This is a genomic window from Pseudomonas trivialis, from assembly GCF_036864995.1.
Taxonomy (GTDB): domain Bacteria; phylum Pseudomonadota; class Gammaproteobacteria; order Pseudomonadales; family Pseudomonadaceae; genus Aquipseudomonas; species Aquipseudomonas trivialis.
Genome location: NZ_CP142151.1, coordinates 1,061,027 through 1,081,322 on the forward strand (window position 1 = coordinate 1,061,027; position 20,296 = coordinate 1,081,322).

The 20,296-nt window shown below is 60.3% G+C and carries 22 protein-coding genes and 1 pseudogene; 11 read left to right on the forward strand and 12 right to left on the reverse strand.

All coding sequences use genetic code 11. The features are described 5' to 3' along the window. Nucleotides 1-55: 55 nt before the first annotated feature. Nucleotides 56-712, reverse strand: coding sequence for an alpha/beta hydrolase (locus VRB54_RS04600; protein WP_338479693.1), 657 nt, complete (start codon nt 710-712; stop codon nt 56-58). A 345-nt stretch (nt 713-1,057) separates the two neighbouring features. Between VRB54_RS04600 and VRB54_RS04605 the strand changes: the two genes are divergently transcribed. The 5 genes from VRB54_RS04605 to VRB54_RS04625 all read left to right on the forward strand — a co-directional run bounded on the left by VRB54_RS04605 (nt 1,058) and on the right by VRB54_RS04625 (nt 5,577). After that, the gene (locus VRB54_RS04605) at nt 1,058-2,089 is read left to right on the forward strand and encodes an amino acid ABC transporter substrate-binding protein (RefSeq protein WP_053254520.1); all 1,032 of its coding nucleotides are present in this window, start codon (nt 1,058-1,060) and stop codon (nt 2,087-2,089) included. A 72-nt stretch (nt 2,090-2,161) separates the two neighbouring features. Further along, nucleotides 2,162-3,343 carry an amino acid ABC transporter permease gene (locus VRB54_RS04610; RefSeq protein WP_338479694.1) on the forward strand — a complete coding sequence of 394 codons (1,182 nt, stop codon included), beginning with the start codon at nt 2,162-2,164 and terminating at the stop codon, nt 3,341-3,343. A gap of 10 nt (nt 3,344-3,353) precedes the next feature. Further along, the gene (locus tag VRB54_RS04615) at nt 3,354-4,451 is read left to right on the forward strand and encodes an amino acid ABC transporter permease (protein WP_057006782.1); all 1,098 of its coding nucleotides are present in this window, start codon (nt 3,354-3,356) and stop codon (nt 4,449-4,451) included. Between the two features lie 11 nt (nt 4,452-4,462). Then, nucleotides 4,463-5,227: an amino acid ABC transporter ATP-binding protein gene (locus tag VRB54_RS04620; protein ID WP_003171943.1), complete on the forward strand. Its 765-nt coding sequence runs from the start codon at nt 4,463-4,465 to the stop codon at nt 5,225-5,227. Nucleotides 5,228-5,238: 11 nt separating this feature from the next. Further along, on the forward strand, nt 5,239-5,577 hold the full coding sequence (locus VRB54_RS04625; protein ID WP_338479695.1) for a hypothetical protein: 339 nt from the start codon (nt 5,239-5,241) through the stop codon (nt 5,575-5,577). Between the two features lie 16 nt (nt 5,578-5,593). Here VRB54_RS04625 and VRB54_RS04630 read toward each other — a convergent pair whose 3' ends face one another. After that, a complete protein-coding gene (locus tag VRB54_RS04630) occupies nt 5,594-6,088 on the reverse strand; it encodes a type II toxin-antitoxin system MqsA family antitoxin (protein ID WP_338479696.1) in 495 nt (164 codons plus the stop codon). Further along, on the reverse strand, nt 6,085-6,396 hold the full coding sequence (locus VRB54_RS04635; RefSeq protein ID WP_338479697.1) for a type II toxin-antitoxin system MqsR family toxin: 312 nt from the start codon (nt 6,394-6,396) through the stop codon (nt 6,085-6,087). Before VRB54_RS04635 ends, VRB54_RS04630 begins: the two co-directional genes overlap by 4 nt. 196 nt (nt 6,397-6,592) lie before the next feature. On the opposite strand from VRB54_RS04635, the gene VRB54_RS04640 reads away from it, so the two are divergent. Further along, nucleotides 6,593-7,858, forward strand: a complete 1,266-nt coding sequence (locus VRB54_RS04640; protein WP_338479698.1) for a CynX/NimT family MFS transporter — start codon at nt 6,593-6,595, stop codon at nt 7,856-7,858. Nucleotides 7,859-7,861: 3 nt separating this feature from the next. Here the strand turns inward: VRB54_RS04640 and VRB54_RS04645 are convergent, their stop codons facing one another. The 9 genes and pseudogenes from VRB54_RS04645 to VRB54_RS04685 all read right to left on the reverse strand — a co-directional run bounded on the left by VRB54_RS04645 (nt 7,862) and on the right by VRB54_RS04685 (nt 16,271). Beyond that, nucleotides 7,862-8,479 carry a DUF1120 domain-containing protein gene (locus VRB54_RS04645; RefSeq protein ID WP_338479699.1) on the reverse strand — a complete coding sequence of 206 codons (618 nt, stop codon included), beginning with the start codon at nt 8,477-8,479 and terminating at the stop codon, nt 7,862-7,864. Between the two features lie 41 nt (nt 8,480-8,520). Further along, entirely contained in the window at nt 8,521-9,138 is a 618-nt protein-coding gene (locus VRB54_RS04650; RefSeq protein WP_338479700.1) for a DUF1120 domain-containing protein, read from the reverse strand. Nucleotides 9,139-9,182: 44 nt separating this feature from the next. Next, a complete protein-coding gene (locus tag VRB54_RS04655) occupies nt 9,183-9,827 on the reverse strand; it encodes a DUF1120 domain-containing protein (RefSeq protein WP_338479701.1) in 645 nt (214 codons plus the stop codon). 10 nt (nt 9,828-9,837) lie between these two features. Continuing rightward, the gene (locus VRB54_RS04660; protein ID WP_338481054.1) at nt 9,838-10,965 is read right to left on the reverse strand and encodes a DUF1120 domain-containing protein; all 1,128 of its coding nucleotides are present in this window, start codon (nt 10,963-10,965) and stop codon (nt 9,838-9,840) included. Between the two features lie 11 nt (nt 10,966-10,976). Then, a pseudogene (locus tag VRB54_RS04665) lies at nt 10,977-13,389 on the reverse strand (fimbria/pilus outer membrane usher protein). A 159-nt stretch (nt 13,390-13,548) separates the two neighbouring features. Next, nucleotides 13,549-14,295, reverse strand: a complete 747-nt coding sequence (locus VRB54_RS04670) for a fimbria/pilus chaperone family protein (protein ID WP_338479702.1) — start codon at nt 14,293-14,295, stop codon at nt 13,549-13,551. Nucleotides 14,296-14,297: 2 nt separating this feature from the next. Continuing rightward, complete coding sequence (locus tag VRB54_RS04675; RefSeq protein WP_338479703.1) at nt 14,298-14,924, reverse strand: DUF1120 domain-containing protein; 627 nt, start codon at nt 14,922-14,924, stop codon at nt 14,298-14,300. Between the two features lie 171 nt (nt 14,925-15,095). After that, complete coding sequence (locus VRB54_RS04680) at nt 15,096-15,620, reverse strand: DUF1120 domain-containing protein (protein WP_338479704.1); 525 nt, start codon at nt 15,618-15,620, stop codon at nt 15,096-15,098. A 39-nt stretch (nt 15,621-15,659) separates the two neighbouring features. Beyond that, the gene (locus VRB54_RS04685) at nt 15,660-16,271 is read right to left on the reverse strand and encodes a DUF1120 domain-containing protein (protein WP_338479705.1); all 612 of its coding nucleotides are present in this window, start codon (nt 16,269-16,271) and stop codon (nt 15,660-15,662) included. Between the two features lie 569 nt (nt 16,272-16,840). Here VRB54_RS04685 and VRB54_RS04690 point away from each other — a divergent pair. From VRB54_RS04690 to VRB54_RS04710, 5 genes are all read left to right on the forward strand, one after another. Continuing rightward, entirely contained in the window at nt 16,841-17,659 is an 819-nt protein-coding gene (locus VRB54_RS04690; RefSeq protein ID WP_338479706.1) for a response regulator, read from the forward strand. A gap of 195 nt (nt 17,660-17,854) precedes the next feature. Next, nucleotides 17,855-18,496 carry a response regulator transcription factor gene (locus VRB54_RS04695; RefSeq protein WP_338479707.1) on the forward strand — a complete coding sequence of 214 codons (642 nt, stop codon included), beginning with the start codon at nt 17,855-17,857 and terminating at the stop codon, nt 18,494-18,496. A gap of 221 nt (nt 18,497-18,717) precedes the next feature. Further along, nucleotides 18,718-19,368 carry a DUF1120 domain-containing protein gene (locus VRB54_RS04700; protein ID WP_338479708.1) on the forward strand — a complete coding sequence of 217 codons (651 nt, stop codon included), beginning with the start codon at nt 18,718-18,720 and terminating at the stop codon, nt 19,366-19,368. 98 nt (nt 19,369-19,466) lie between these two features. Continuing rightward, nucleotides 19,467-19,937: a nuclear transport factor 2 family protein gene (locus tag VRB54_RS04705; RefSeq protein ID WP_338479709.1), complete on the forward strand. Its 471-nt coding sequence runs from the start codon at nt 19,467-19,469 to the stop codon at nt 19,935-19,937. A gap of 37 nt (nt 19,938-19,974) precedes the next feature. Beyond that, nucleotides 19,975-20,250: a GIY-YIG nuclease family protein gene (locus VRB54_RS04710; protein WP_338479710.1), complete on the forward strand. Its 276-nt coding sequence runs from the start codon at nt 19,975-19,977 to the stop codon at nt 20,248-20,250. Nucleotides 20,251-20,296: the final 46 nt, after the last annotated feature.

Here is a 20,296-nt window from a genome sequence, read left to right on the forward strand (position 1 = left end):
GCAAGAATCGGGCGCGGCGTAGTGCGTCTGTCATACGGCTACATAAACGCCGGTTTCAGCTCAGCCGCGCGAGCAGCCAGGCACCAATGTCGTGGATCTCCTGAGGTAACACTTCGTGGCCCATTGGGTATTCCTGCCATGTCACGGTGACACCACGGCTCTTCAAATGCTCGAAGGCGCTGCGGCCCATGGCGTTCTGTACCACCTCGTCGTACTGGCCATGCAGGCACAGCGCCGGAATGCGCTGTTGGCTGGCCGACAAGTGCAGCTCGTCGTCGAAGGTAGGCGCATAGGTGGAGAGGGCGATCACGCCACCCAACGGCCCCTGCCAGTTCAGATACGCGGTGTGAAATACCACTGCGCCGCCCTGGGAAAAGCCTGCGAGAAAAATCCGCGAGGCGTCTATTCCGGTTCTCTTCTGCGCTTCGATGAGGTCCGTGACCATCTGTGTGGACGCGTCCAACTCTTCCAGGCTGATCGAGCGTGCCGGGCTCATGGCCTTGATGTCGTACCAACTGGGCATTGCGTAACCGCCGTTGATGGTCACCGCACGGGTCGGCGCCTGGGGCAGCACGAAGCGGGTCGACAGCAGGGTTTCCTGCAGCGCTTCGGCCACCGGCATGAAGTCGTAGCGATCAGCGCCCAGGCCATGCAGCCAGATGACGCAGGCGTCTGCGGGCTTGGAGGGCTGAAGAATCAAGGGGTCGGTCATGTCTGCTCCATAAATGTGCGGGCGCTCCGATTGGGTGCGTCGGAACGGTGCGTAACGGGTTGATCTGTTAACAAAGTGTCGCAAGGTTGAATCTTTTGCTCTTGACCGTGTGCTGAATCGACTCAGTCGTCACTCTGGTACGGCGCTTGCTATGCACAGAGCGATGTCAGGTCTCTTCCACGTCGGTAACACTATCAGTGACGCCGCTTGTGGGATAGCAACTGGACTTATAGCGACAGCCTCAAACCGTTTGACCCCAAAAAAGCCAACACGGGTCAAAGTCGCCTCAAAAGGGTGCGGTGGGGTTCGAGCTCCGACACAACAAGAGCAAAACTGGAGGTTTGAATGAAGGTATTGAAATCCACCCTGGCCATCGTGACTGCGGCCGCTGTATTGGGTGTCAGTGGTTTTGCCCAAGCTGGCGCCACCCTGGACGCCGTGCAGAAGAAAGGCTTTGTGCAATGTGGCGTGAGTGACGGCCTGCCGGGTTTCTCGGTACCGGATGCCAGCGGCAAGATCCTCGGGATCGATGCTGACGTGTGCCGCGCTGTAGCCGCCGCCGTCTTTGGCGACGCGACCAAGGTCAAGTTCAGCCAGTTGAATGCCAAGGAGCGTTTCACCGCGCTGCAATCTGGCGAAGTCGACATTCTGTCGCGCAACACCACCATGACCAGCTCTCGCGATGCGGGCATGGGCCTGAAATTCCCGGGCTTCATCACTTACTACGACGGCATCGGCTTCCTGGTAAACAACAAGCTGGGCGTTAAAAGTGCCAAGGAACTGGACGGTGCAACCATCTGCATCCAGGCCGGTACCACCACCGAGCTGAACGTTTCTGACTACTTCCGTGGCAACAACCTCAAATACACCCCGATCACCTTCGACACCTCCGATGAAAGCGCCAAGTCGCTGGAATCCGGGCGTTGCGACGTGCTGACCTCCGACAAGTCCCAATTGTTCGCCCAGCGCAGCAAGCTGGCTTCGCCGAAGGACTACGTGGTTCTGCCGGAAACCATTTCCAAGGAACCGCTGGGCCCGGTCGTGCGTAACGGCGACGACGAGTGGCTGGCCATCGTGCGCTGGGTTGGCTACGCCATGCTCAACGCTGAAGAAGCCGGCATCACCTCGAAAAACGTTGAAGCTGAAGCCAAGTCCACCAAGAACCCGGACGTTGCACGTCTGCTCGGTGCCGACGGTGAATACGGCAAAGACCTGAAAGTGAAGAAAGACTGGGTCGTGCAGATCGTCAAGCAAGTCGGTAACTACGGCGAAGTGTTCGAGCGCAACCTGGGCAAGAGCACCCCGCTGGAAATCGACCGCGGCCTGAACGCGCTGTGGAATAACGGCGGCATCCAGTACGCACCCCCTGTGCGCTGATCGCTGATGGTTCTGTCACCCGGCGGGCCAACCGCCGGGTGATGTTCTGTTCCATTCTTTGCGGGGCACTTCATGCAAAATCAAATCGGCGCACCCAAGCAGAAGCTCAGCTTCAGCGATCCCAAAGTGCGTGCGTGGCTCTTCCAGATCATCACGATTGTGGCGGTGGTCTCGCTGGGCTGGTACCTCTTCAACAATACGCAAACCAACCTTCAGCACCGGGGCATCACCTCGGGGTTCGACTTTCTTGAGCGCAGTGCCGGCTTCGGCATCGCGCAGCACCTGATCGACTACACCGAATCGGACAGCTACGCCCGGGTGTTTGTGATCGGCTTGCTCAACACCTTGCTGGTGACCGTGATCGGCGTGGTCCTGGCGACCCTGCTCGGCTTCATCATCGGCGTGGCGCGCCTGTCGCCGAACTGGATGATCAACAAGCTGGCGACCGTGTATGTGGAAGTGTTCCGCAACATTCCGCCGTTGCTGCAGATCCTGTTCTGGTACTTCGCGGTGTTCCTGACCATGCCGGGGCCGCGTGCCAGTCACAACTTCGGCGACACGTTCTTCGTCAGCAGCCGTGGCCTGAACATGCCGGCGGCGCTGGCCGCCGACGGGTTCTGGCCGTTCGTGATCAGTGTGCTGCTGGCCATCGTCGCCATCGTGCTGATGGCGCGCTGGGTCAACAAGCGCTTCGAGGCCACGGGCGTACCGTTCCACAAGTTCTGGGCCGGTCTCGCACTGTTCATCGTGATCCCGACGTTGTGCGCCTTGATCTTCGGCGCGCCGCTGCACTGGGAAATGCCCAAACTGCAAGGCTTCAACTTCGTTGGCGGCTGGGTATTGATCCCTGAACTGCTGGCGCTGACGTTGGCGCTGACGGTCTATACGGCGGCGTTCATCGCCGAGATCGTGCGCTCGGGCATCAAGTCCGTCAGCCACGGCCAGACCGAAGCCGCGCGCTCCCTGGGCCTGCGCCCCGGGCCGACGCTGCGCAAGGTCATCATCCCGCAGGCGCTGCGGGTGATCATTCCGCCGCTGACCAGCCAATACCTGAACCTGGCGAAAAACTCGTCACTGGCCGCCGGTATCGGTTACCCGGAAATGGTTTCGCTGTTTGCCGGCACGGTGCTCAACCAGACCGGCCAGGCGATTGAAGTCATTGCCATCACCATGAGCGTGTACCTGGCGATCAGCATCAGCATTTCCCTGCTGATGAACTGGTACAACAAGCGCATTGCGCTGATCGAGCGGTGAGGAAACCTGCATGAGTTCGCATACGTTCAAACCTGATATGCCGCCGCCGAACAAAGTCTTCGGGCCGATGGCATGGATGCGCGCCAACCTGTTCTCCAGCTGGCTCAACACGCTGCTGACCCTGTTGGCGTTTTACCTGATCTACCTGGTGGTCCCGCCGATCCTCAGCTGGGCCATCCTCGACGCCAACTGGGTTGGCACCACCCGCGCCGACTGCACCAAGGAGGGCGCCTGCTGGGTGTTCATCCAACAGCGCTTCGGGCAGTTCATGTACGGCTACTACCCCGGCGACCTGCGCTGGCGCGTAGACCTTACGGTGTGGCTGGCCATCGTTGGCGTGGCACCGTTGTTCATCTCGCGTTTTCCACGCAAGGCGATCTACGGCCTGGGCTTTCTGGTGCTGTACCCGATCATCGCGTTCTTCCTGCTGCACGGCGGCGCTTTCGGCCTGACCAACGTGGCGACCAGCCAATGGGGCGGCCTGATGCTGACCCTGGTGATCGCCACCGTCGGCATTGCCGGCGCGTTACCGCTGGGTATCGTACTGGCGCTGGGACGGCGCTCGAACATGCCGGCGATTCGTGTGGTCTGCGTGACCTTCATCGAGTTCTGGCGCGGCGTGCCGTTGATCACGGTGCTGTTTATGTCCTCAGTAATGCTGCCGTTGTTTTTGCCCGAAGGCATGGGCATCGACAAGCTGCTGCGGGCATTGATCGGCGTGATCCTGTTCCAGTCGGCCTACGTGGCCGAGGTAGTGCGCGGCGGTCTGCAAGCTATCCCTAAAGGTCAGTACGAAGCAGCTGCGGCGATGGGCCTGGGTTACTGGCGCAGCATGGGCCTGGTGATTTTGCCGCAAGCGCTGAAGATGGTGATTCCCGGCATCGTCAACACGTTTATCGCGTTGTTCAAGGACACCAGCCTTGTGATCATCATCGGCCTGTTCGACCTGCTCAACAGCGTCAAGCAAGCTGCCGCCGACCCGAAATGGTTGGGTATGGCCACTGAGGGCTACGTGTTCGCTGCCCTGGTGTTCTGGATTTTCTGTTTTGGTATGTCGCGCTATTCCATTCATTTGGAACACAAGCTCGACACAGGCCACAAGCGTTAGGAGTTGATGTGATGAGCGAAGCGATCAAACAGCCTGTGAGCCCTGAAGGCATTATCCAGATGCAGGGCGTCAACAAGTGGTACGGCCAGTTCCACGTATTGAAAGACATCAACCTCAACGTCAAGCAGGGCGAGCGTATCGTGCTGTGCGGGCCGTCGGGGTCGGGCAAGTCCACCACCATCCGCTGCCTCAACCGCCTGGAAGAGCACCAGCAGGGCCGCATCGTGGTCGATGGCGTGGAGTTGACCAACGACCTCAAGCAGATCGAAGCGATCCGCCGTGAAGTCGGTATGGTGTTTCAACACTTCAACCTGTTCCCGCACCTGACCATCCTGCAGAACTGCACGCTGGCGCCGATGTGGGTGCGCAAGATGCCCAAGCGCAAGGCCGAGGAAATCGCCATGCACTATCTGGAGCGCGTGCGCATTCCGGAGCAGGCCCACAAGTTTCCGGGGCAACTGTCCGGCGGCCAGCAACAGCGTGTGGCGATTGCCCGTGCGCTGTGCATGAAACCGAAGATCATGCTGTTCGACGAACCGACCTCGGCGCTGGACCCGGAAATGGTGAAAGAGGTGCTGGACACCATGATCGGCCTGGCCGAAGACGGCATGACCATGTTGTGCGTGACCCACGAAATGGGCTTTGCGCGCACCGTGGCCAACCGTGTGATCTTCATGGACAAGGGCGAAATCGTTGAGCAGGCGGCGCCGAATGACTTCTTCGACAATCCGCAGAATGATCGGACCAAGTTGTTCTTGAGCCAGATTCTGCATTGATCGATGGTTGAATGAATAAGCCCGGCCTGGTGCCGGGTTTGTTTTTTGGGGCCAGGGCTAATGCCAGTCAGTTAAGCGAACGCCATGCTCAAGGCAACGAAGATCAACTGTGGGAGCTGGCTTGCCTGCGAAGACGATTTTTCGGTGTACCTATCCGTTTCTGCGGTAACGGCTGCTGGCGGTTCCGCCCTGACTACGGGTCACTTTGGAAAAGCCTGCGTTCGGCCAGCGTGTTTGACGGGGCGCCCCCCGATCAAGATCAAGAGCGCGGCGGCCTTAGAGCCGACCGGAATGGTTTGCCGAACGCTTTACATTTGATTTTCGTTGCCTTGAGCATTACGTCCGCTTAACTGAACGGCATTGGGGCTAGGACGCCTTGAGTGCGTCTGCGTCGTCGTTCACGGTGTAGGTGAAGGCGCCACGCAGATCAGCGCCGTCAGCCAGGATCTTCGCATCCGCAAGCAAATGCGGGTGACGATCCAGAAGCCGCATCAGCAGCACCAACGGTTTGGGGGCAAGCAACTCGCCACGTTCGTAGCGAGAGAACGCGTTGTGGCCGCCACCGGACAGCAACTCCACCGCTTCCTTTTGTGTCAGGTGCAATTTGCGACGGATGCGCTTCATCTCGGCACCGATCATTTGCCGAGCGGCGAGGATCAACTCATCCTTTGCTTCGCCGTAGCGGTCTGCGCTGTCGTTGTCCTGGTCCCAGAATCCGTCGCCGCATACCTTGCATTCCCAGCCTGATAGATTGTCGATCCGACGCTCCAGGCCCTTGATGCTGATGGTTTCGCTGCGACCCTCGAAGTGGTGCAATGCGTCGGGGGCGCCGCAGATGTAGCACAGCTCTGCTTTTTTCATGGATTTTTCTCCTTGAAAGAGACTACCGGAGGTCTACCGTTTGTTCGGTACGTGACCTTGATGTAAATCTGCGTGCCTGTTGAGTGAGTGTGGTACACGTCCTGCCAGACTCGATGGTCTCCATAAGTGGTCATCGACTTGTACAAAATCCAGTTTTGTAACTCATAAATGACGGCCTGCATGTCTTCGATGCTATAGCCAAGAGCCTCACCGCACTTCTCTGCCGTGCGGGTAAACGCTTTCCTGCCAAGCCGCCTCACATCCGCCTTTATCACCGCCAAATCGTAATGAGGTGTGTACTTTTCCATAAGACACCTGGGGCCAATAATTACCCTCTGAGGGTAATTTTACCAATCGAAAATACTGCTCCTTTTCCCTGCTCCTGAACCCTAGTGCGTTGCTCTTGTAGGAGAGTCCGAATAGGCTGTGGGGTATTCGCCAGATGCTCGGTCATTTGCGCCACGCACCTGTCAGACCTCGGTTTTCTTTTCCTACAGTTGATCCATGAGCCCTCAAGCCCCACGCACACCCGATCTGGAAGCACTGCTGATTGACGCCGAAGCCGACGACGACTTGGTGCAACAGCCCCCCGCGCCTGTGACTCGCCGGTGGCTGTTGCTGCTGGGCCTGATTCTGGTGGCGCTGAACCTGCGTCCGGCGCTGTCCAGCCTCGCACCGCTGCTCAGCCAGGTGTCCGACAGCCTCGGGTTATCGGCGGTCAAAGCCGGGTTGCTGACCACCTTGCCGGTGCTGTGCCTGGGCCTGTTCGCGCCGTTGGCACCGATCCTGGCGCGACGGTTCGGTGCCGAGCGCGTGGTACTGGGCATTTTGCTGATGCTGGCCGCTGGTATTACGTTGCGCAGCGCGTTCGGTGAGGCGGGCCTGTTCACCGGCAGCGTGATTGCCGGTGCAAGCATCGGCATCATCGGCGTATTGCTGCCTGGCATCGTCAAGCGCGACTTTGCCAGACAGGCCGGTGCGATGACTGGTGTCTACACCATGGCGCTGTGCCTGGGTGCGGCGTTGGCGGCAGGGGCGACGGTGCCGTTGAGCAACTACTTTGCCGGCAATTGGTCGATCGGCCTCGGTTTCTGGATGGTGCCCGCGCTGGCGGCGGCGCTGTTCTGGCTACCTCAGGCCAGGCAGAAACACGCCGCTCACCAGGTTACGTATCGGATGAAGGGTTTGCTGCGCGACCCGCTGGCCTGGCAGGTAACCCTGTACATGGGCCTGCAATCCTCGCTGTCGTATATCGTGTTTGGCTGGATGCCTTCGATTCTGATCGACCGCGGTTTGAGTGCCACCGATGCCGGGTTGGCGCTGTCGGGCTCGATCATCGTGCAACTGCTCAGCGCCCTCACCGCGCCTTGGCTGGCCACGCGTGGCAAGGACCAGCGCCCGGCCATTGTGGTGGTCATGGTGCTTACCCTCGGCGGTTTGTTCGGTTGCCTGTATGCGCCGATCGAGGGGTTATGGGACTGGGCGATTCTTCTCGGGCTGGGGCAGGGCGGTACGTTCAGCCTGGCGCTGACCTTGATCGTCCTGCGCTCGCGCGACTCCCATGTTGCGGCCAACCTGTCGGGCATGGCCCAGGGTATCGGTTATACGCTGGCTTCCCTGGGGCCGCTGGCTGTCGGCGTGCTGCATGACTGGACCGGTGGCTGGGGCGCCACCGGCTGGGTCTTCGGCGTGATCGGCCTGGGTGCCATCGTTGCCGGCCTGGGGGCAGGCCGGGCGTTGTATGTTGGCGTCAGTAGTGAAAGGCTCTAAGGGCTAGAGGTACTTCACTTCCAGGGTTACCGAACCGTCGATAGATACCTCGTTGCTCAGGTCCAGGCCGTCCGTCCTGGCGATTGAGGTGTTTATATTCAGCTCTGCCGCCAACTCCTTGACGGAGATAGGCAGCGAAGAGCCACCAATGGCGGCGACCGATACGTACACGCCCGGGTCAAACCAACTGTAGTCATACCAGGTGTGGCCAGCATCCTCGGAGACCACCGATTTCACCTCGACGCCGTCGGCGACAGCTTTCTCCCATGTCAGGTAGAACCACCCGAGTTTCTGTGTACCGTTAATCAGTCCCAACCCGAAGCTTGCCTGTGAGGACGAGCCCGGCCGGTTATCGACGCCGAGCAGGGCAAACGGGGTTGCGCTGTCACAGGTCATCGAGATTGCCATCGATCGTGTGCCAAGAAAGGTGGGTTTGGTCGGGTTAAGGTCTTTGGAGGAAATTTTCCCGTAATCGACGATTCCGCCACTGGCCAAACTCGGCCTGCATGCACTGGGGGTAATCAAACCCTTGACGGCCAGGTCGACGTCGGACGCCGCGACAGCATGCCCGGCACCGGCCAGTATCAGTGTGCCCATCAGGATCTTCAGGGACTTGCGCATAGGTCATTCCTATTTTTTTAGGGTAAGTGTTGGGGCAGGGCTTACAGGTATTTGACTTCCAGGACGGCGGAACCGTCGATTGGCACCTCGTTGCTCAGGTCAAGGCCGTCGGTCTTGTAAATCACAGTTTGGATTCGCAGGTCGAGCACCAGCTCCTTAGTGGGAAGCGGTTGGCTGTGATCGGCCATGGTTGCGATTGACATATACAAGTCAGGCTCCATGAATTTCTCCTTGATCCACGTGTTGCCTAGGTCGTAGGAAGCAATCGGTTGTACCGCCACGCCGTCTGCGACCGGGTTGACCAGCGTAATTTGGAACTGCCCCAACTTCTGATCCCCATTGATCAGGCCCAGGCCGAAGTTGCTACTCATGCTCGATCCGGCACGGTTATCGAGTCCCCGCAGGGCAAACGCGATGGCTGCTTCGCAGTTGACGTGCAACGTCAGCGTATGTGTACCGATGAGGGTAGGGTTGTTTGGCTTCAGGTCTTTGGCCGAGATTTTGCCGTGATCAATCAGCCCTCCATCGGACAGGCTCGGCCTACACGCATTCGGGGTGATCAGGCCCTTGACGTTCAGGTCGACGCTGGATGCCGCGACAGCATGCCCGGCACCGGCCAGTATCAGTGTGCCAATCAAGATCTTCAGGGACTTGCTCATAGGTCATTCCTGTTTTTTTAGGGTAAGTGTTGGTGGCACGGGGTTTACAGGTACACCACCTCCAACGTGGCAGCCCCGTCCATCGGCGTTTCCACGCTGAGGTCCAGGTTCTGCCGTGCGTTGATCGTGGCTTCAAGCTTCAGGGTGCTGGTGAGGGTCTGGATCGCCGAGGGGCCGGCGGTACTGCCGGCGACGTCGGTGAACCCGAGAAGACTGCGCGAGCCGATATCGATGGGGTTGAGGTTGGCCGTACGCCAAGCCACGCCGCCGGTGGTGGACTCGGTGCCGTATACCACGGGCAGGTCGTCGACGACCGTCTGCTTTGGGTCGAAACTCACTGAGTACACGCCGATCTTGTTGCCGCTGGTGTCCAGCCCCAGCCCGTAGAAAATCTCGCTGTTGACGTGGCCCGTGCCGTCGCGGTTGTCACGCATGCGCAGGGCGAAGCGGCCGGGGGCGTTGCAGTTGACCGTCAACGTCAGGTAGTGGTGGGGCAGGCGGGTGCCTTTGTCGAGGTTGAGGTCGTTGCGCGAGATCTTGCCGAAGTCCACCAACCCACCGCTGGATAACAGCGGCGTGCAGGCCATCGGTGTGATCAGGCCCGTGACGCTCAGCTCAACGGTGGAGGCGGCATGCGCAGAGCCCGCCGCGAGGGTGGATGCAGTGAGCGCAATCAGCAGGTTTTTCATAACGATGCTCCTAGAGGTAGTGAAGTTCGAGGGTGGCCGCGCCGTCGAGCCGCACCTCGCTGCCCAGGTCCAGTGAGCCCAGCGGTGCGATCACCGCTTCCAGGCTCGTCGTGGCGCTGAGTTGTTGAATCGGCACGGGGCCGCTGGTACTGCCGGCGCTGGCGCTAAACCCCAGGTAACGGCTGGCGCCAATGGCCAATGGGCTGGCGCTGGCGCTGCTCCAGGACGAAGTGCCCGTGGCAGAATCGGTGCGGTATAGCTGGGGGAAACCGTCGGCGGCGGCGCGCGTCGGGTCGAAGACCACCCGGTAGCGGCCGATCTTGTTGTGCCGGGCGTCCAGACCCAGGCCGAACGTGGTGTCGTCGGTGGGACCGGTGGCCGACCCTCGACGGTTGTCCTGCAGGCGCAGGGTGAAGCTGCTCGGGGCATCGCACGCCACGCTGACCACCAGGGGGCGAGCGGGCAGGACGGTGTCTTTGTCGATGTTCAGGTCCGTCACCGACAGCTTGCCAAAAGCCACCGTGCCGCCGTTGGACAGGTTCGGTGTGCAGGCTGCCGGGGCGAAGCGTGCTTGCAGGCGCAGTTCCCGCGAGCGGCCGGATTGGATGGCGTCGAATACGCCGCTGGTTTCCCAGGTGACCGCATCATTGACGCGTAAAGCCTCGTCGCTGGCCCAGGCGCGGGTCTCGATCTGCAACGACAAGCTGCGCCCACTCACCGGCACACCGGCACGCATCGGCACAATGCCGTGCTCGGGGCGCCAGTGCAGGCGTGCGCCAGTGCTGATGGCGGGTTGGCCGCGCCCGGCCAGCAAGCCCAGGTCAACCGCCTGGCCGTCGAGTACGGCTTCGCTCACCTGCATGCCGTAACTGCCGCGCGGGGTGAACTGAAACCGTTCGGCACCCGCCGCCAAGCCGCGATAAAACAGGCTCATGTCCGTTGGGTTGGGGCAGTTGAGGGTCAGGCTCAAGCGCCGCTCGCCCACTAGGCGCTCGGCAGCCGGCCCCCCAGCGACTGTACGGTTCATCAGGCCAAAATCCACAACGGTTTCACTGAGGTTCAACTGGCACTCATCCGCCCCCCAGGCGTTGGCGCCCAGTAACACGGCCAGTGACAGCAAGACAGATTTCCAGCCCATGGTGAACGTCCTCATGGTTGGCACCTTGCGGGTGCCGTTTCGTAATACACCTCGGGATCGCCGCGCTCAGGCAGCTTGAAATCCAGTCGGCAACGGGGTTGGTCGGGGGCGCTGACCCACAGCACGCGGCGGTCGAGCACATTCGGCAGGAACACTTGGCTGCCTTCCTGCACCAGCGTCACAAACTCACCGTCCTCGGTGCTGACAGTGGCACCCCGTGGCAAGGCTTGACCGTCAACGCTGGTCACGTTGAGCAACGCCCGGCGGGTCAGGGCCACGCCGAACTCAACCTTGTCCACCGCGCCGCGCCCGGCGGAGAGCACCGCCAGGCCATTACTGATATCGGCATTGCGCGGCAACGAGCGGGTTTGCACTTCCACCGGGCTGCGGCCGTACGCGGCCAATTGCGGGACAACCGCCTGGCCTTGCCAGTCGGTCCACACCGGGCCACTGGGGGTAGTGACCTTGATCCCGGCCATATCACCCACGGACATCACGGCAAAGGTCTCGCGTACCGTGTACGGCGAGAACGTCAGGCCATCGCCGTGCAGCACCACGCCGCCGCGCGCACTGCCTTGATAGCTGGCGCGGTCGGCGTTGTTACGGGTGTAGTTGAAGTCCAGTTGGCTGTAATACGCCAGCGCCGAGACGCCGACGGATGACTCCACCTCACGGTCGCGGCTGTCGCGCTCGACGCCGACGCGATAACTCAACTGGCCGTTGAGTTGCTCGTTGACGCCGGCACCCACGCGGTGCTCACCGCCAGCATTACGAACCCATGCACGTGCGCGGCGGTTTTCGCCCAGCGGCACGCTGATGTTCAGGTAGACACTGTCATCGCTTTGCTGGCGCCCGCCGACTTGCCACTCGGCACTGGCAGACACCGATACCCGGCCAATGTTGGTGCCCCAGGACGCCAGCGCGCGGCTGCTGCTGTCGCCGGTAAAGCTTGATGAACGCGAAAACCCGGCACTGAACGCACCCAGCATCGGGTGCGACCATGACGCCGTGGCGCTCTGCTGGTCGCGGTAGCGCAGAGCGTTGTTGTTCGCGGGTGGGGGTGGTGTAAGTGGAGTCCTCAAGGTCGCGATACCCCAGGCTGCGCCATGAGCCCGCCGTGGTAATCGCCCAGCGCTCGGTCAGGCGCTGCGACCACGACAGGTCGGTTTGCACGCCGTATTCATTCCCTTCGCGACTGGCCTGTGCGAACTGCGCAGACAGCTGGAACTGACTGTCCTGTGACGGCAACCATCCCAGGTTCAGCCCGCCTGCGCGATAGTCTTCGGCCGTCAGCACGCCGGCGCCGACGCTGACTTGCGGGTGCAGCGCGCCGCTCCAGCCAGCACTGACTACCCAGGGCTCTGCACCGTCGCTGTCGCCGACCTTGCGCACGCGCCCGGCGGCCAGCGAATAACCGGGCGCCGGCAAGCCCAGGCCCAACATGGCGGCCGGCACGGTAAAGCGTCGCTCTTGGCCAGTGGTTTCCCTGACCGTGACTTCCACGTCGGAACGGCCATTGAGGCGTCGCACATCGGTCAGGGTAAACGGGCCGGCGGGCACCACGGTGGAATGAATCAATGTGCCGTTCTGGCGCACTTCCACCTGGGCCGGGCTGTTGGCGATACCCGTGAGGGTCGCGCCCTGGTTCTGGTCCTGCAGCGCAGTTTCGGTCAGTACCTGGGCACCGGTGATCTGCGCGCCGGCCAGCACCGGGTTATACAGGTTGATCTGGCCGGTCTGGAACACGGCCTGTTGCTCGGCAAATGTGCGCTGGGCGTAGGCGTCCATGTGGGTGGTGCGCGAGACCTTGTCCTGCCAGGTGCGTACTTGGCGGCTGCGCACAATCCAGTCGCCGGCGTTGAACCCTACCTCGGTGTTGGCCGAGGCGAAGCGGCTGTCGTCGTCGCCATATTCATTGTGCAGGCCCGTGATGTCGTAGTTGAGCAAGCCGGCGAAGCCCCCGGTCTGGTAACCGGAAACATCTTGCACTGCCGGACGCAACGCTTCGGTGGGCACCACCAGCGACAGGCTGAGGCTGGCCGGGTCTTGTTCGATGACGGTCTGTGGATAAGCGTCGAGAAACCCGTGGCAGTCGACCTCTACCCCCGGCACCCGCAAATTGCCCGCGTCCAGCAGTGCCTGGTTGAAGCACAACGCACTCTGATCATTGAACGTCACGTCTACCCGGCCGCGCCGCTGGCCATTGACGTTCAGGTTGAGGGCATGGCGCCCGGCGGCGAAGCGCGGAGCCTGCAGCAGCAGGTTGGCCAGTTGCGGGTCAATGCCGCGCTGGGACAAGGTTTGTGGGTCGAACGAGCCGCTGTTGTCGTCGGCCAGCGCTTCGTTGCTGGGCAGTGTGGTGCCCAGGGTCAGTGCCAGGCTGGCCAACAGCCGGCGCGCCCGGCGCGGTGAAACGCGGGGCATGGCTTTGCCGTCGCGATCAGTCTTAACTGTGCTCACAAGTTGTACTCAAATGATGGAGCGTGCTGCGCGCCACTCCCTGGCGCGGCCAGGCTCCTGGTGGCCTTCAATGGGAGGCCACTTCGTTATTTGTGCGCCGGACTTATCCCGCCGGCGCAGCGATCAAAGGGTGATCGGTGCCTGGTAAGGCTCCACGGCAAAGCCGTAGACGGTGGCCGGTTGCAGTTGCACGGTACTGGCAGCGGCCTGGCTGGCGGTTACGCTCAAGGTTTCACCCGGTAGCACGTAAGTGCGTGGCAGCAGCGCCGAACCGTCCCCAGGCAGCAGCTTCAATTCCTGGGCCAGGCGCACCACGTAGGGGGTTGGGTTGTGCACGCTCAGTTGAGCGTTTTGCAGGCGCCAGGTCAGCCCTGTCCACGGTGTGCGATTCGGCGCAAGGCCCTTGGGGTGCAGAATCACCGGCAGGTTCTGGCGCACCGTCACACCCACCCGTGCATGGCCCGCTTCGGCGGCGGGGCGGCCCTGGGGCATACCTTCGAAAATCACCCGCTTCAAACGTTGGGTCGTCAGCGGCGTGGACGTTTGCAGGATGAAACGGATCAATTGGCTCTTGGACGGCTCGACCCGGGTCAGCGGCGGTGTGACAAACAACAACGCTGCGGTGTCCTCGGGAATGTCTTCCAGGGTCACATGCAGCAGGGCCAGTTTCGAGTCGGTATTGGTCACCGACACCGAGGCCTCGCCATCCGCCTCGTTGACGATCACCACCGAGGTGTCCGGCACCATGCCGTCGGCCAGTACCAGGCTTGGCGCCCACAGCGTCAGGCCTAACGCGCCGAGGTACAGGCCGGCATACCGCACGAAGGTGAAGGTCCGGGTAAAAAAGGCAAAACGGGGAAGGGGAAACATGACTATAGATACCTCAGGTCTAGCACGATGGAGCCGTCCAGCGGCACTTCTTGGTCGAGGGTCAGGTGGGCGGCGGCGTTGATCGATGTTTCGATTTGCAAGGAGGCGCTGATAAGCCGATAAGGGGTGGGAACCAGCGTCCCCAGTGGCGCGAAGCCTATGTAGAGGTCCGGGTAGACATTGGATTCTGGAAACCAGGTCTCACCTTTGTTGCTGGATGCCAGGACCAGCACGGGCTCGTCGTCACCCATCGCTTCACGCAAGGCCATCGACACGGAGCCCAAGCGTTCCAGCGGGGCATGAATGTTATTGCCCAGGCCGTAATAGAAGCCGGGCCCCACCGACGAGGCGGCGCGGTTATCCACGCCCACCAGCACAAACAGCACCGGCTCGTTACAACTCACACCGAGGTCGAGGTTCTGGCTGGGCAGCTTGGTGAACTCGTAGAAATTGAGGGAGCGAGCAGGGACCCGCCCGTGATCGACAATGCCGTTGGACGACAGGGTCGGCGTGCAGGCGCTGGGTGTGATGACACCGGTCAATGCTATTTCAACCGATGAAGCACACAGGGCAGGGGTGGCGGTCAGGCAGAGACAAAGCGCTGCCAGGCGACGTGAGAAGGTGAACATGGTCGTGTTTGCAGCCGTGAGTGAAGGGGCATGCGTGGTAACCGCGCCCCGCCGGCAGGCGTGGCGCGACTGGATGTCAGAGATACTTGACGGTCAGCGTGACGGAACCATCGATGGCGACTTCGTTGTTCAAGGTCAGGCCACTGGCTGGAGCAATGATGGGGCTGATCATCATATCTGCCGTGAACAATTGAACTGGAAGGGGGCATCGATGCCGATGTTGGCGACCGACAGGATGTTGTCATGGGTGAAATAACGTTCGTAGTACCAGGTCAAACCGCCGTCTTCTGACGCGATCATTCTGCCTGCCACGCCGTCGGCAACAGCGTTGATAAGCCGCATTTCCATGGCACCGAGTTTTTCGGTGCTGTTGATCAGCCCCAAACCGAACAAGTCATATTGCTCGATATAGGCGGAGCCTTTGCGATTGTCTTTAGCCTCCAGCGCCATGAGGGTTTGTGCGTCGCAGGTGACGCTCAGTTGTAGAGACTGGTCTGCGAGTGTCGTTGGTTTGTCGGCGTTCAAGTCCCTGGCGGAAATCTTGCCGAGGTCGACATTACCGCCGTTGGACAGGTCCGGTTTGCAGGCACTCGGCGTGATCAGCCCGCGTACGGTCAGGTCAACGGTGGAGGCGGCGAAGGCACTGCCAGCGCCTATGAGCAGTAGCGTGGCAAACAGGGTGTTGAGGGATTTCATGGTGACGCTCCTTACAGGGGGGAAGGTTGCAATAGGGCTTTACAGGTACTTGAGCTGCAATGTGGCGTGACCGTCGACGGGGATTTCATCGAGCAGCGTCAACTCGGTGGCCGGCGCTATCAAAGAAAAGGCACGCATGCGTGCACTCAGGTGCTTCAAGGCGATAGGGGCGTTGACGCCAGGGTGGGCGAACGAGGTTTGTGCTGCGTGGCCCAGGTAGGGCGACAACTGCCAGCTGATGCCGCCGTCGCGAGAAACGATTACGTTGACTGGTTTTGCATCTGCCACCGGATCGAACAGGGTGAACGCCACGCTGCCGATTTTTTCGTCGTTGGGGGTCAGGCCCAGGCCGTGGTTCGAGGCATTGATGGTTTCGGTGCCCGCACGGTTGTCGAGGGTGGTCAGGGTGAAAAAGGTTTCGCCTTCGCACAGCACCTCAAGGCGCAGTTCCTCGGGGGCGAGCAGCGTGGGCATGTTGGGTTGCAGGTCCCTGGAGGTCATCTTGCCGTGGTCGATCACCCCGCCATTGGTCAGGCTCGGCATACAGGCACTGGGGACTATCGCGCCGGATACGGTCAAGTCGGTATTGCTGGCGGCGAAAACGCTTGGCATGCACGCCGCGAGCAGGAAGGCGAAGAGGATTCTTTCCATTGGGACACGTCCTTGGGTTTGGAGAAATTGCCGCGGGTTGAGCTCAACCGCCCTCAGGCAGCTGTCCCGTCTCCTGGCGGGAGCAGGTGCATTGCGTCGGTGATGTTCAAAGGCGCTTTGGCGCTGGCAAGCCGCTCTGGTCATTGATGCGCTACGGGGCGCTCGGTACGAAATTTAACGTTCGCAGGGCAGGGCGCAAATACAACAATTACGAATGACACGGTGCCAATGGCCTCGCCATCCCGGTGTGCAAACACAGAATCCGGCAGGCCTTCGACGATTGAGGGGGGTTACGCGCATGGGACGATTTTCAATGTGGTCGATGCGCATGGGCGCGAATGTCGTACGGCAAAAAACGGCATTGTCCGATTGCTTTATCAAATAGTGCTGTTGCGGAGCGGTTTTCGTAGTTGTTGTATCGCTGGGTAACATTCGTTCGGATATGTTCAAAGCTCGAAGCACATTTTTGTACTTGTCAGTTGAAGTGCAAAACATCGTCTTGGGGCGAAAGGTTCGCGTGTGGCCTCTGTCATGGCGGCTGAGCTGTTCGCTCTCTGAAAGAGGGCTTTATGCCGGGCAAGGTTCCAGAACGGAGTGCGTGCCAGGCAGAGCCCGGCGGCGCGGCGCCATGGCATAAAAGTGGTACTCGCATACTGGTGGTGGACGATCATCGTACCTACCGGATGTTACTCAGCGCTCTGCTGGAACGACTGGGCGTCGCGCACCAGTGTTGCTGCGACGGTCGACAGGCGTTGGACGCCGTGGCCGTGCAGCCCTTCGATATGATCATTACCGACTGCCGCATGCCGGTCATGGATGGGTATGCAATGACCCGAGAACTGCGCCGACGTGAACGGGTCGCAGGTCGCCCGGCGTGTTGTGTGCTGGCCTTGACTGCAAGCCCGGGGCAACTGGAAATCCAGCACTGTCTGGCCTGCGGCATGGATGGATGCCTCGTCAAACCGATTGGTCTGGTCAAGCTGCGTGAGGTCTTGCGCTATTGGTTGTCGGCGCCCCGGGGCAGGGCGCACACGCTGGAGCGCCCCGCAAGGTCCTCGGGCGTGAGGCGTCCCACGCGTGCCAGTCTGATTATCCTGTTCGGTTCCTGGGAGCTGGTGCAGCCGCTGTTATCGAGTCTTATCCAGGAGGCCCAGCGTGACCTGGTCATCCTGACGCAGGCCATGGCCCGCCTGGACGCAGTGTTGATCAGTCAGCGCCTGCACCGTTTGATGGGCAGCGTGGCCTTTTTAGGCGACACCGGCCTTGAGTGCCTGGCGGCGCACTTGATTGAGCGGGTCAACCAATCGGGGGTGTCGGACAATGCAGTGGCCTTGGGGGATTTTTTTCAAGATGTGGAAATTTACCTACAGTACTTGAGCAGACTCTAATCCTTAGTTGCTGTAGGAATTATTTCCTTTGTGTTGTAGTACCTATCTGTACGTTATTTCCTTTATTTGTGTGGGTTGCAACTGATGGCACTTAAAACATTGAGCGGGACAAATTTCATGCAGTTATCGACGGTTGTTGCCTACAGCCAGTCGGGATATTTTGCTGCTAACTAACTGCCATCATGGAAATAACCAATGCTTCGCATAATTATTGCTGACGATCACCCTATTGTCCGGGTGGGGCAAAAAGTCGTGATTGAGGCGAGTGGCAAATGCAAAGTCGTGGGCGAGGCCAATGGCCCGGACGAGCTGCTGGCACTGGTGAACAAGACCCCCTGTGATGTGATCGTGACGGATTTTGCAATGCCGGGCGACCAACAAGCGGATGGCTACGGCTTGCTGGGCTTGCTGCACCGCCAGTTTCCCAGGGTGCCGGTGATCGTGGTGACCATGTTTGCCAATGTCGCGACTCTGCGTACCGCGCTTTCCCACGGTGCTCGTGCGGTAGTGGCCAAAAGTGCATCGGCGCGCGAGTTGCCCCTGGCCCTGCAGACCGTGATTCAGGGGCGTACCTTTATCAGTGAGTCCCTGCGTGCGCAGCTCGACCTGGCCGGCCTGGCTCAGCCTACACAGGCACCGCAATTGTCGGGCAAGGAGCAGGAGGTGGTAAGGATGCTGGCCAGCGGCATGACCGTCAGCCAGATCGCGGCGCGGGTCAATCGCAGCATTTCCACGATCAGCAAGCAGAAAAGTACCGCCATGCATCGGTTGTGTATTTCAACGGATGTAGATCTTTACGCCTATGCCCGGGAAAGTGGATTAGTGCCCAATCACTGACGTCAGTTGCGGTGGATGACATCCGCACTTATTGGGATTCGTAATAGTTGTATTCAGGCAAACTTCTGCGTGCGTCAAGATTATGGGGATGTTACTGCCCAGTGCGGTGGTTACATTAAATCCCTGGTCTAATAATTGAATCGAAACTGTTGAGTTGCTTTGCGAGATTGCTCGCCGGGCTGTTTGATAGTTATAAGGATTCTTCGTGTGAGCAATATCGAATGAAACAGTCTCTGACTATGCTGGCGGCGGCCTTTTTGCTGGCTGCCGTTAGCCCTGCGCATGCGTCCTCCAGCGTCGACTTGAGCGTGAAGGGGCTTATTACGCCGTCGGCGTGTATTCCTTTGTTGTCGGACGGCGGCGTGGTGGATCATGGCAAAATAGCGGCCAAGGACCTGAACAAATACAGCAATACCCAACTGCCCGATGCCACGCTGCGATTGACCATCAATTGTGAAGCGGTAACCCTGATTGCGCTCAAGAGTACGGATAACCGCCATGGAACTTCTATTGTTCATTCGCCGAACTATTCCGAGCCCAGTGCTTTTGGTCTGGGGTTAGCCTCTGGTAACCGGAAAATTGGGGGCTATATGCTAAAAATGCTCAGCTCGACGGCTGAAGGCACGCCTCGGGGAGTGATTGAATCAGTTGATGGCAAGACATGGTTCGACGCGCCGGATGGCACGGTCTGGCAACCTGGTTGGATGCGTACTCTCAGTGCGGCAACTGGTAGCGCTGCAATGCCGCTGCCAATGAAGGTGTTTAGCTCGGACTTGAATATTTCGACCTGGATATTTCATGCGAACTATTTGCCGATCGCTGAGGAAATTCCGCTCGACGGCAACGCAACGCTGGATGTTGTTTACCTCTGATCCTGCCGGCATCACTCAGGCCCGTGGCGAATAGCCATGGCTTTCCCCGGTCGCGCGGATTATCGTTCAGTGCCCTGACATTCGCCCGGAGATTGCCCATGAGTGATGCCCATACCGCCCTGATTACCCGCTTCTACCAAGCGTTCCAGCGCCTGGACGCCGAAGGCATGGCCGCCTGCTACAGCGACGACGTGGTGTTCAGCGACCCGGCCTTTGGCGAGTTGCGCGGACGCGACGCGGGCGACATGTGGCGCATGCTCACCACGCGGGCCAAGGACTTCTCCCTGACCTTCGACCATGTGCGCAGCGATGACACCACCGGCAGTGCGCACTGGGTGGCGACGTACCTGTTCAGTGCCACCGGCAATACGGTGGTCAACGATATCGGCGCGCGGTTTGTGTTTCGCGACGGCAAGATCTGTGAACACCACGACCACTTCGACCTGTGGCCCTGGTCACGCCAGGCGCTGGGTGTCAAAGGCTGGCTGCTGGGCTGGTCGCCGGCCCTGAAAAACGCGGTGCGCGCCCAGGCGGTCAAAGGCTTGAGGGCATTCCAGGCCGGTCGTTGATAAACTCCGCGTTCTTCCCGTTCGCAGCCATCGATCCGTGACCACTTCTACTGAACCCAAACCCTGGTTCGTCTACCTGGTGCGTGCCGCCAATGGCTCCCTGTATTGCGGCATCAGCAATGACCCGCAGCGCCGTTTTACCATGCATCAGAGCGGCAAGGGCGCTCGGTTCTTCCTGTCCAGCCCGGCCGTGGCGCTGGTGTACACCGAGCAATGCGCGAGCAAGGGCGAGGCATTGCGCCAGGAACGCTTGATCAAGAAGTTGAAGAAGAGCGCCAAGGAGTGTCTGGCGGGCAGTGGTGCGTTGAGCTGAACGGTTGATCTCTTCGTGGAGCAGCCTCCCCCGGGCGAAGATCATT

Coding starts and splice junctions, on each gene's coding strand:
- VRB54_RS04600 (WP_338479693.1), bottom strand. CDS start 712: ATGACCGACCCCTTGATTCTTCAGCCCTCCAAGCCCGCAGACGCCTGC.
- VRB54_RS04605 (WP_053254520.1), top strand. CDS start 1,058: ATGAAGGTATTGAAATCCACCCTGGCCATCGTGACTGCGGCCGCTGTA.
- VRB54_RS04610 (WP_338479694.1), top strand. CDS start 2,162: ATGCAAAATCAAATCGGCGCACCCAAGCAGAAGCTCAGCTTCAGCGAT.
- VRB54_RS04615 (WP_057006782.1), top strand. CDS start 3,354: ATGAGTTCGCATACGTTCAAACCTGATATGCCGCCGCCGAACAAAGTC.
- VRB54_RS04620 (WP_003171943.1), top strand. CDS start 4,463: ATGAGCGAAGCGATCAAACAGCCTGTGAGCCCTGAAGGCATTATCCAG.
- VRB54_RS04625 (WP_338479695.1), top strand. CDS start 5,239: ATGAATAAGCCCGGCCTGGTGCCGGGTTTGTTTTTTGGGGCCAGGGCT.
- VRB54_RS04630 (WP_338479696.1), bottom strand. CDS start 6,088: ATGAAAAAAGCAGAGCTGTGCTACATCTGCGGCGCCCCCGACGCATTG.
- VRB54_RS04635 (WP_338479697.1), bottom strand. CDS start 6,396: ATGGAAAAGTACACACCTCATTACGATTTGGCGGTGATAAAGGCGGAT.
- VRB54_RS04640 (WP_338479698.1), top strand. CDS start 6,593: ATGAGCCCTCAAGCCCCACGCACACCCGATCTGGAAGCACTGCTGATT.
- VRB54_RS04645 (WP_338479699.1), bottom strand. CDS start 8,479: ATGCGCAAGTCCCTGAAGATCCTGATGGGCACACTGATACTGGCCGGT.
- VRB54_RS04650 (WP_338479700.1), bottom strand. CDS start 9,138: ATGAGCAAGTCCCTGAAGATCTTGATTGGCACACTGATACTGGCCGGT.
- VRB54_RS04655 (WP_338479701.1), bottom strand. CDS start 9,827: ATGAAAAACCTGCTGATTGCGCTCACTGCATCCACCCTCGCGGCGGGC.
- VRB54_RS04660 (WP_338481054.1), bottom strand. CDS start 10,965: ATGGGCTGGAAATCTGTCTTGCTGTCACTGGCCGTGTTACTGGGCGCC.
- VRB54_RS04670 (WP_338479702.1), bottom strand. CDS start 14,295: ATGTTTCCCCTTCCCCGTTTTGCCTTTTTTACCCGGACCTTCACCTTC.
- VRB54_RS04675 (WP_338479703.1), bottom strand. CDS start 14,924: ATGTTCACCTTCTCACGTCGCCTGGCAGCGCTTTGTCTCTGCCTGACC.
- VRB54_RS04680 (WP_338479704.1), bottom strand. CDS start 15,620: ATGAAATCCCTCAACACCCTGTTTGCCACGCTACTGCTCATAGGCGCT.
- VRB54_RS04685 (WP_338479705.1), bottom strand. CDS start 16,271: ATGGAAAGAATCCTCTTCGCCTTCCTGCTCGCGGCGTGCATGCCAAGC.
- VRB54_RS04690 (WP_338479706.1), top strand. CDS start 16,841: ATGCCGGGCAAGGTTCCAGAACGGAGTGCGTGCCAGGCAGAGCCCGGC.
- VRB54_RS04695 (WP_338479707.1), top strand. CDS start 17,855: ATGCTTCGCATAATTATTGCTGACGATCACCCTATTGTCCGGGTGGGG.
- VRB54_RS04700 (WP_338479708.1), top strand. CDS start 18,718: ATGAAACAGTCTCTGACTATGCTGGCGGCGGCCTTTTTGCTGGCTGCC.
- VRB54_RS04705 (WP_338479709.1), top strand. CDS start 19,467: ATGAGTGATGCCCATACCGCCCTGATTACCCGCTTCTACCAAGCGTTC.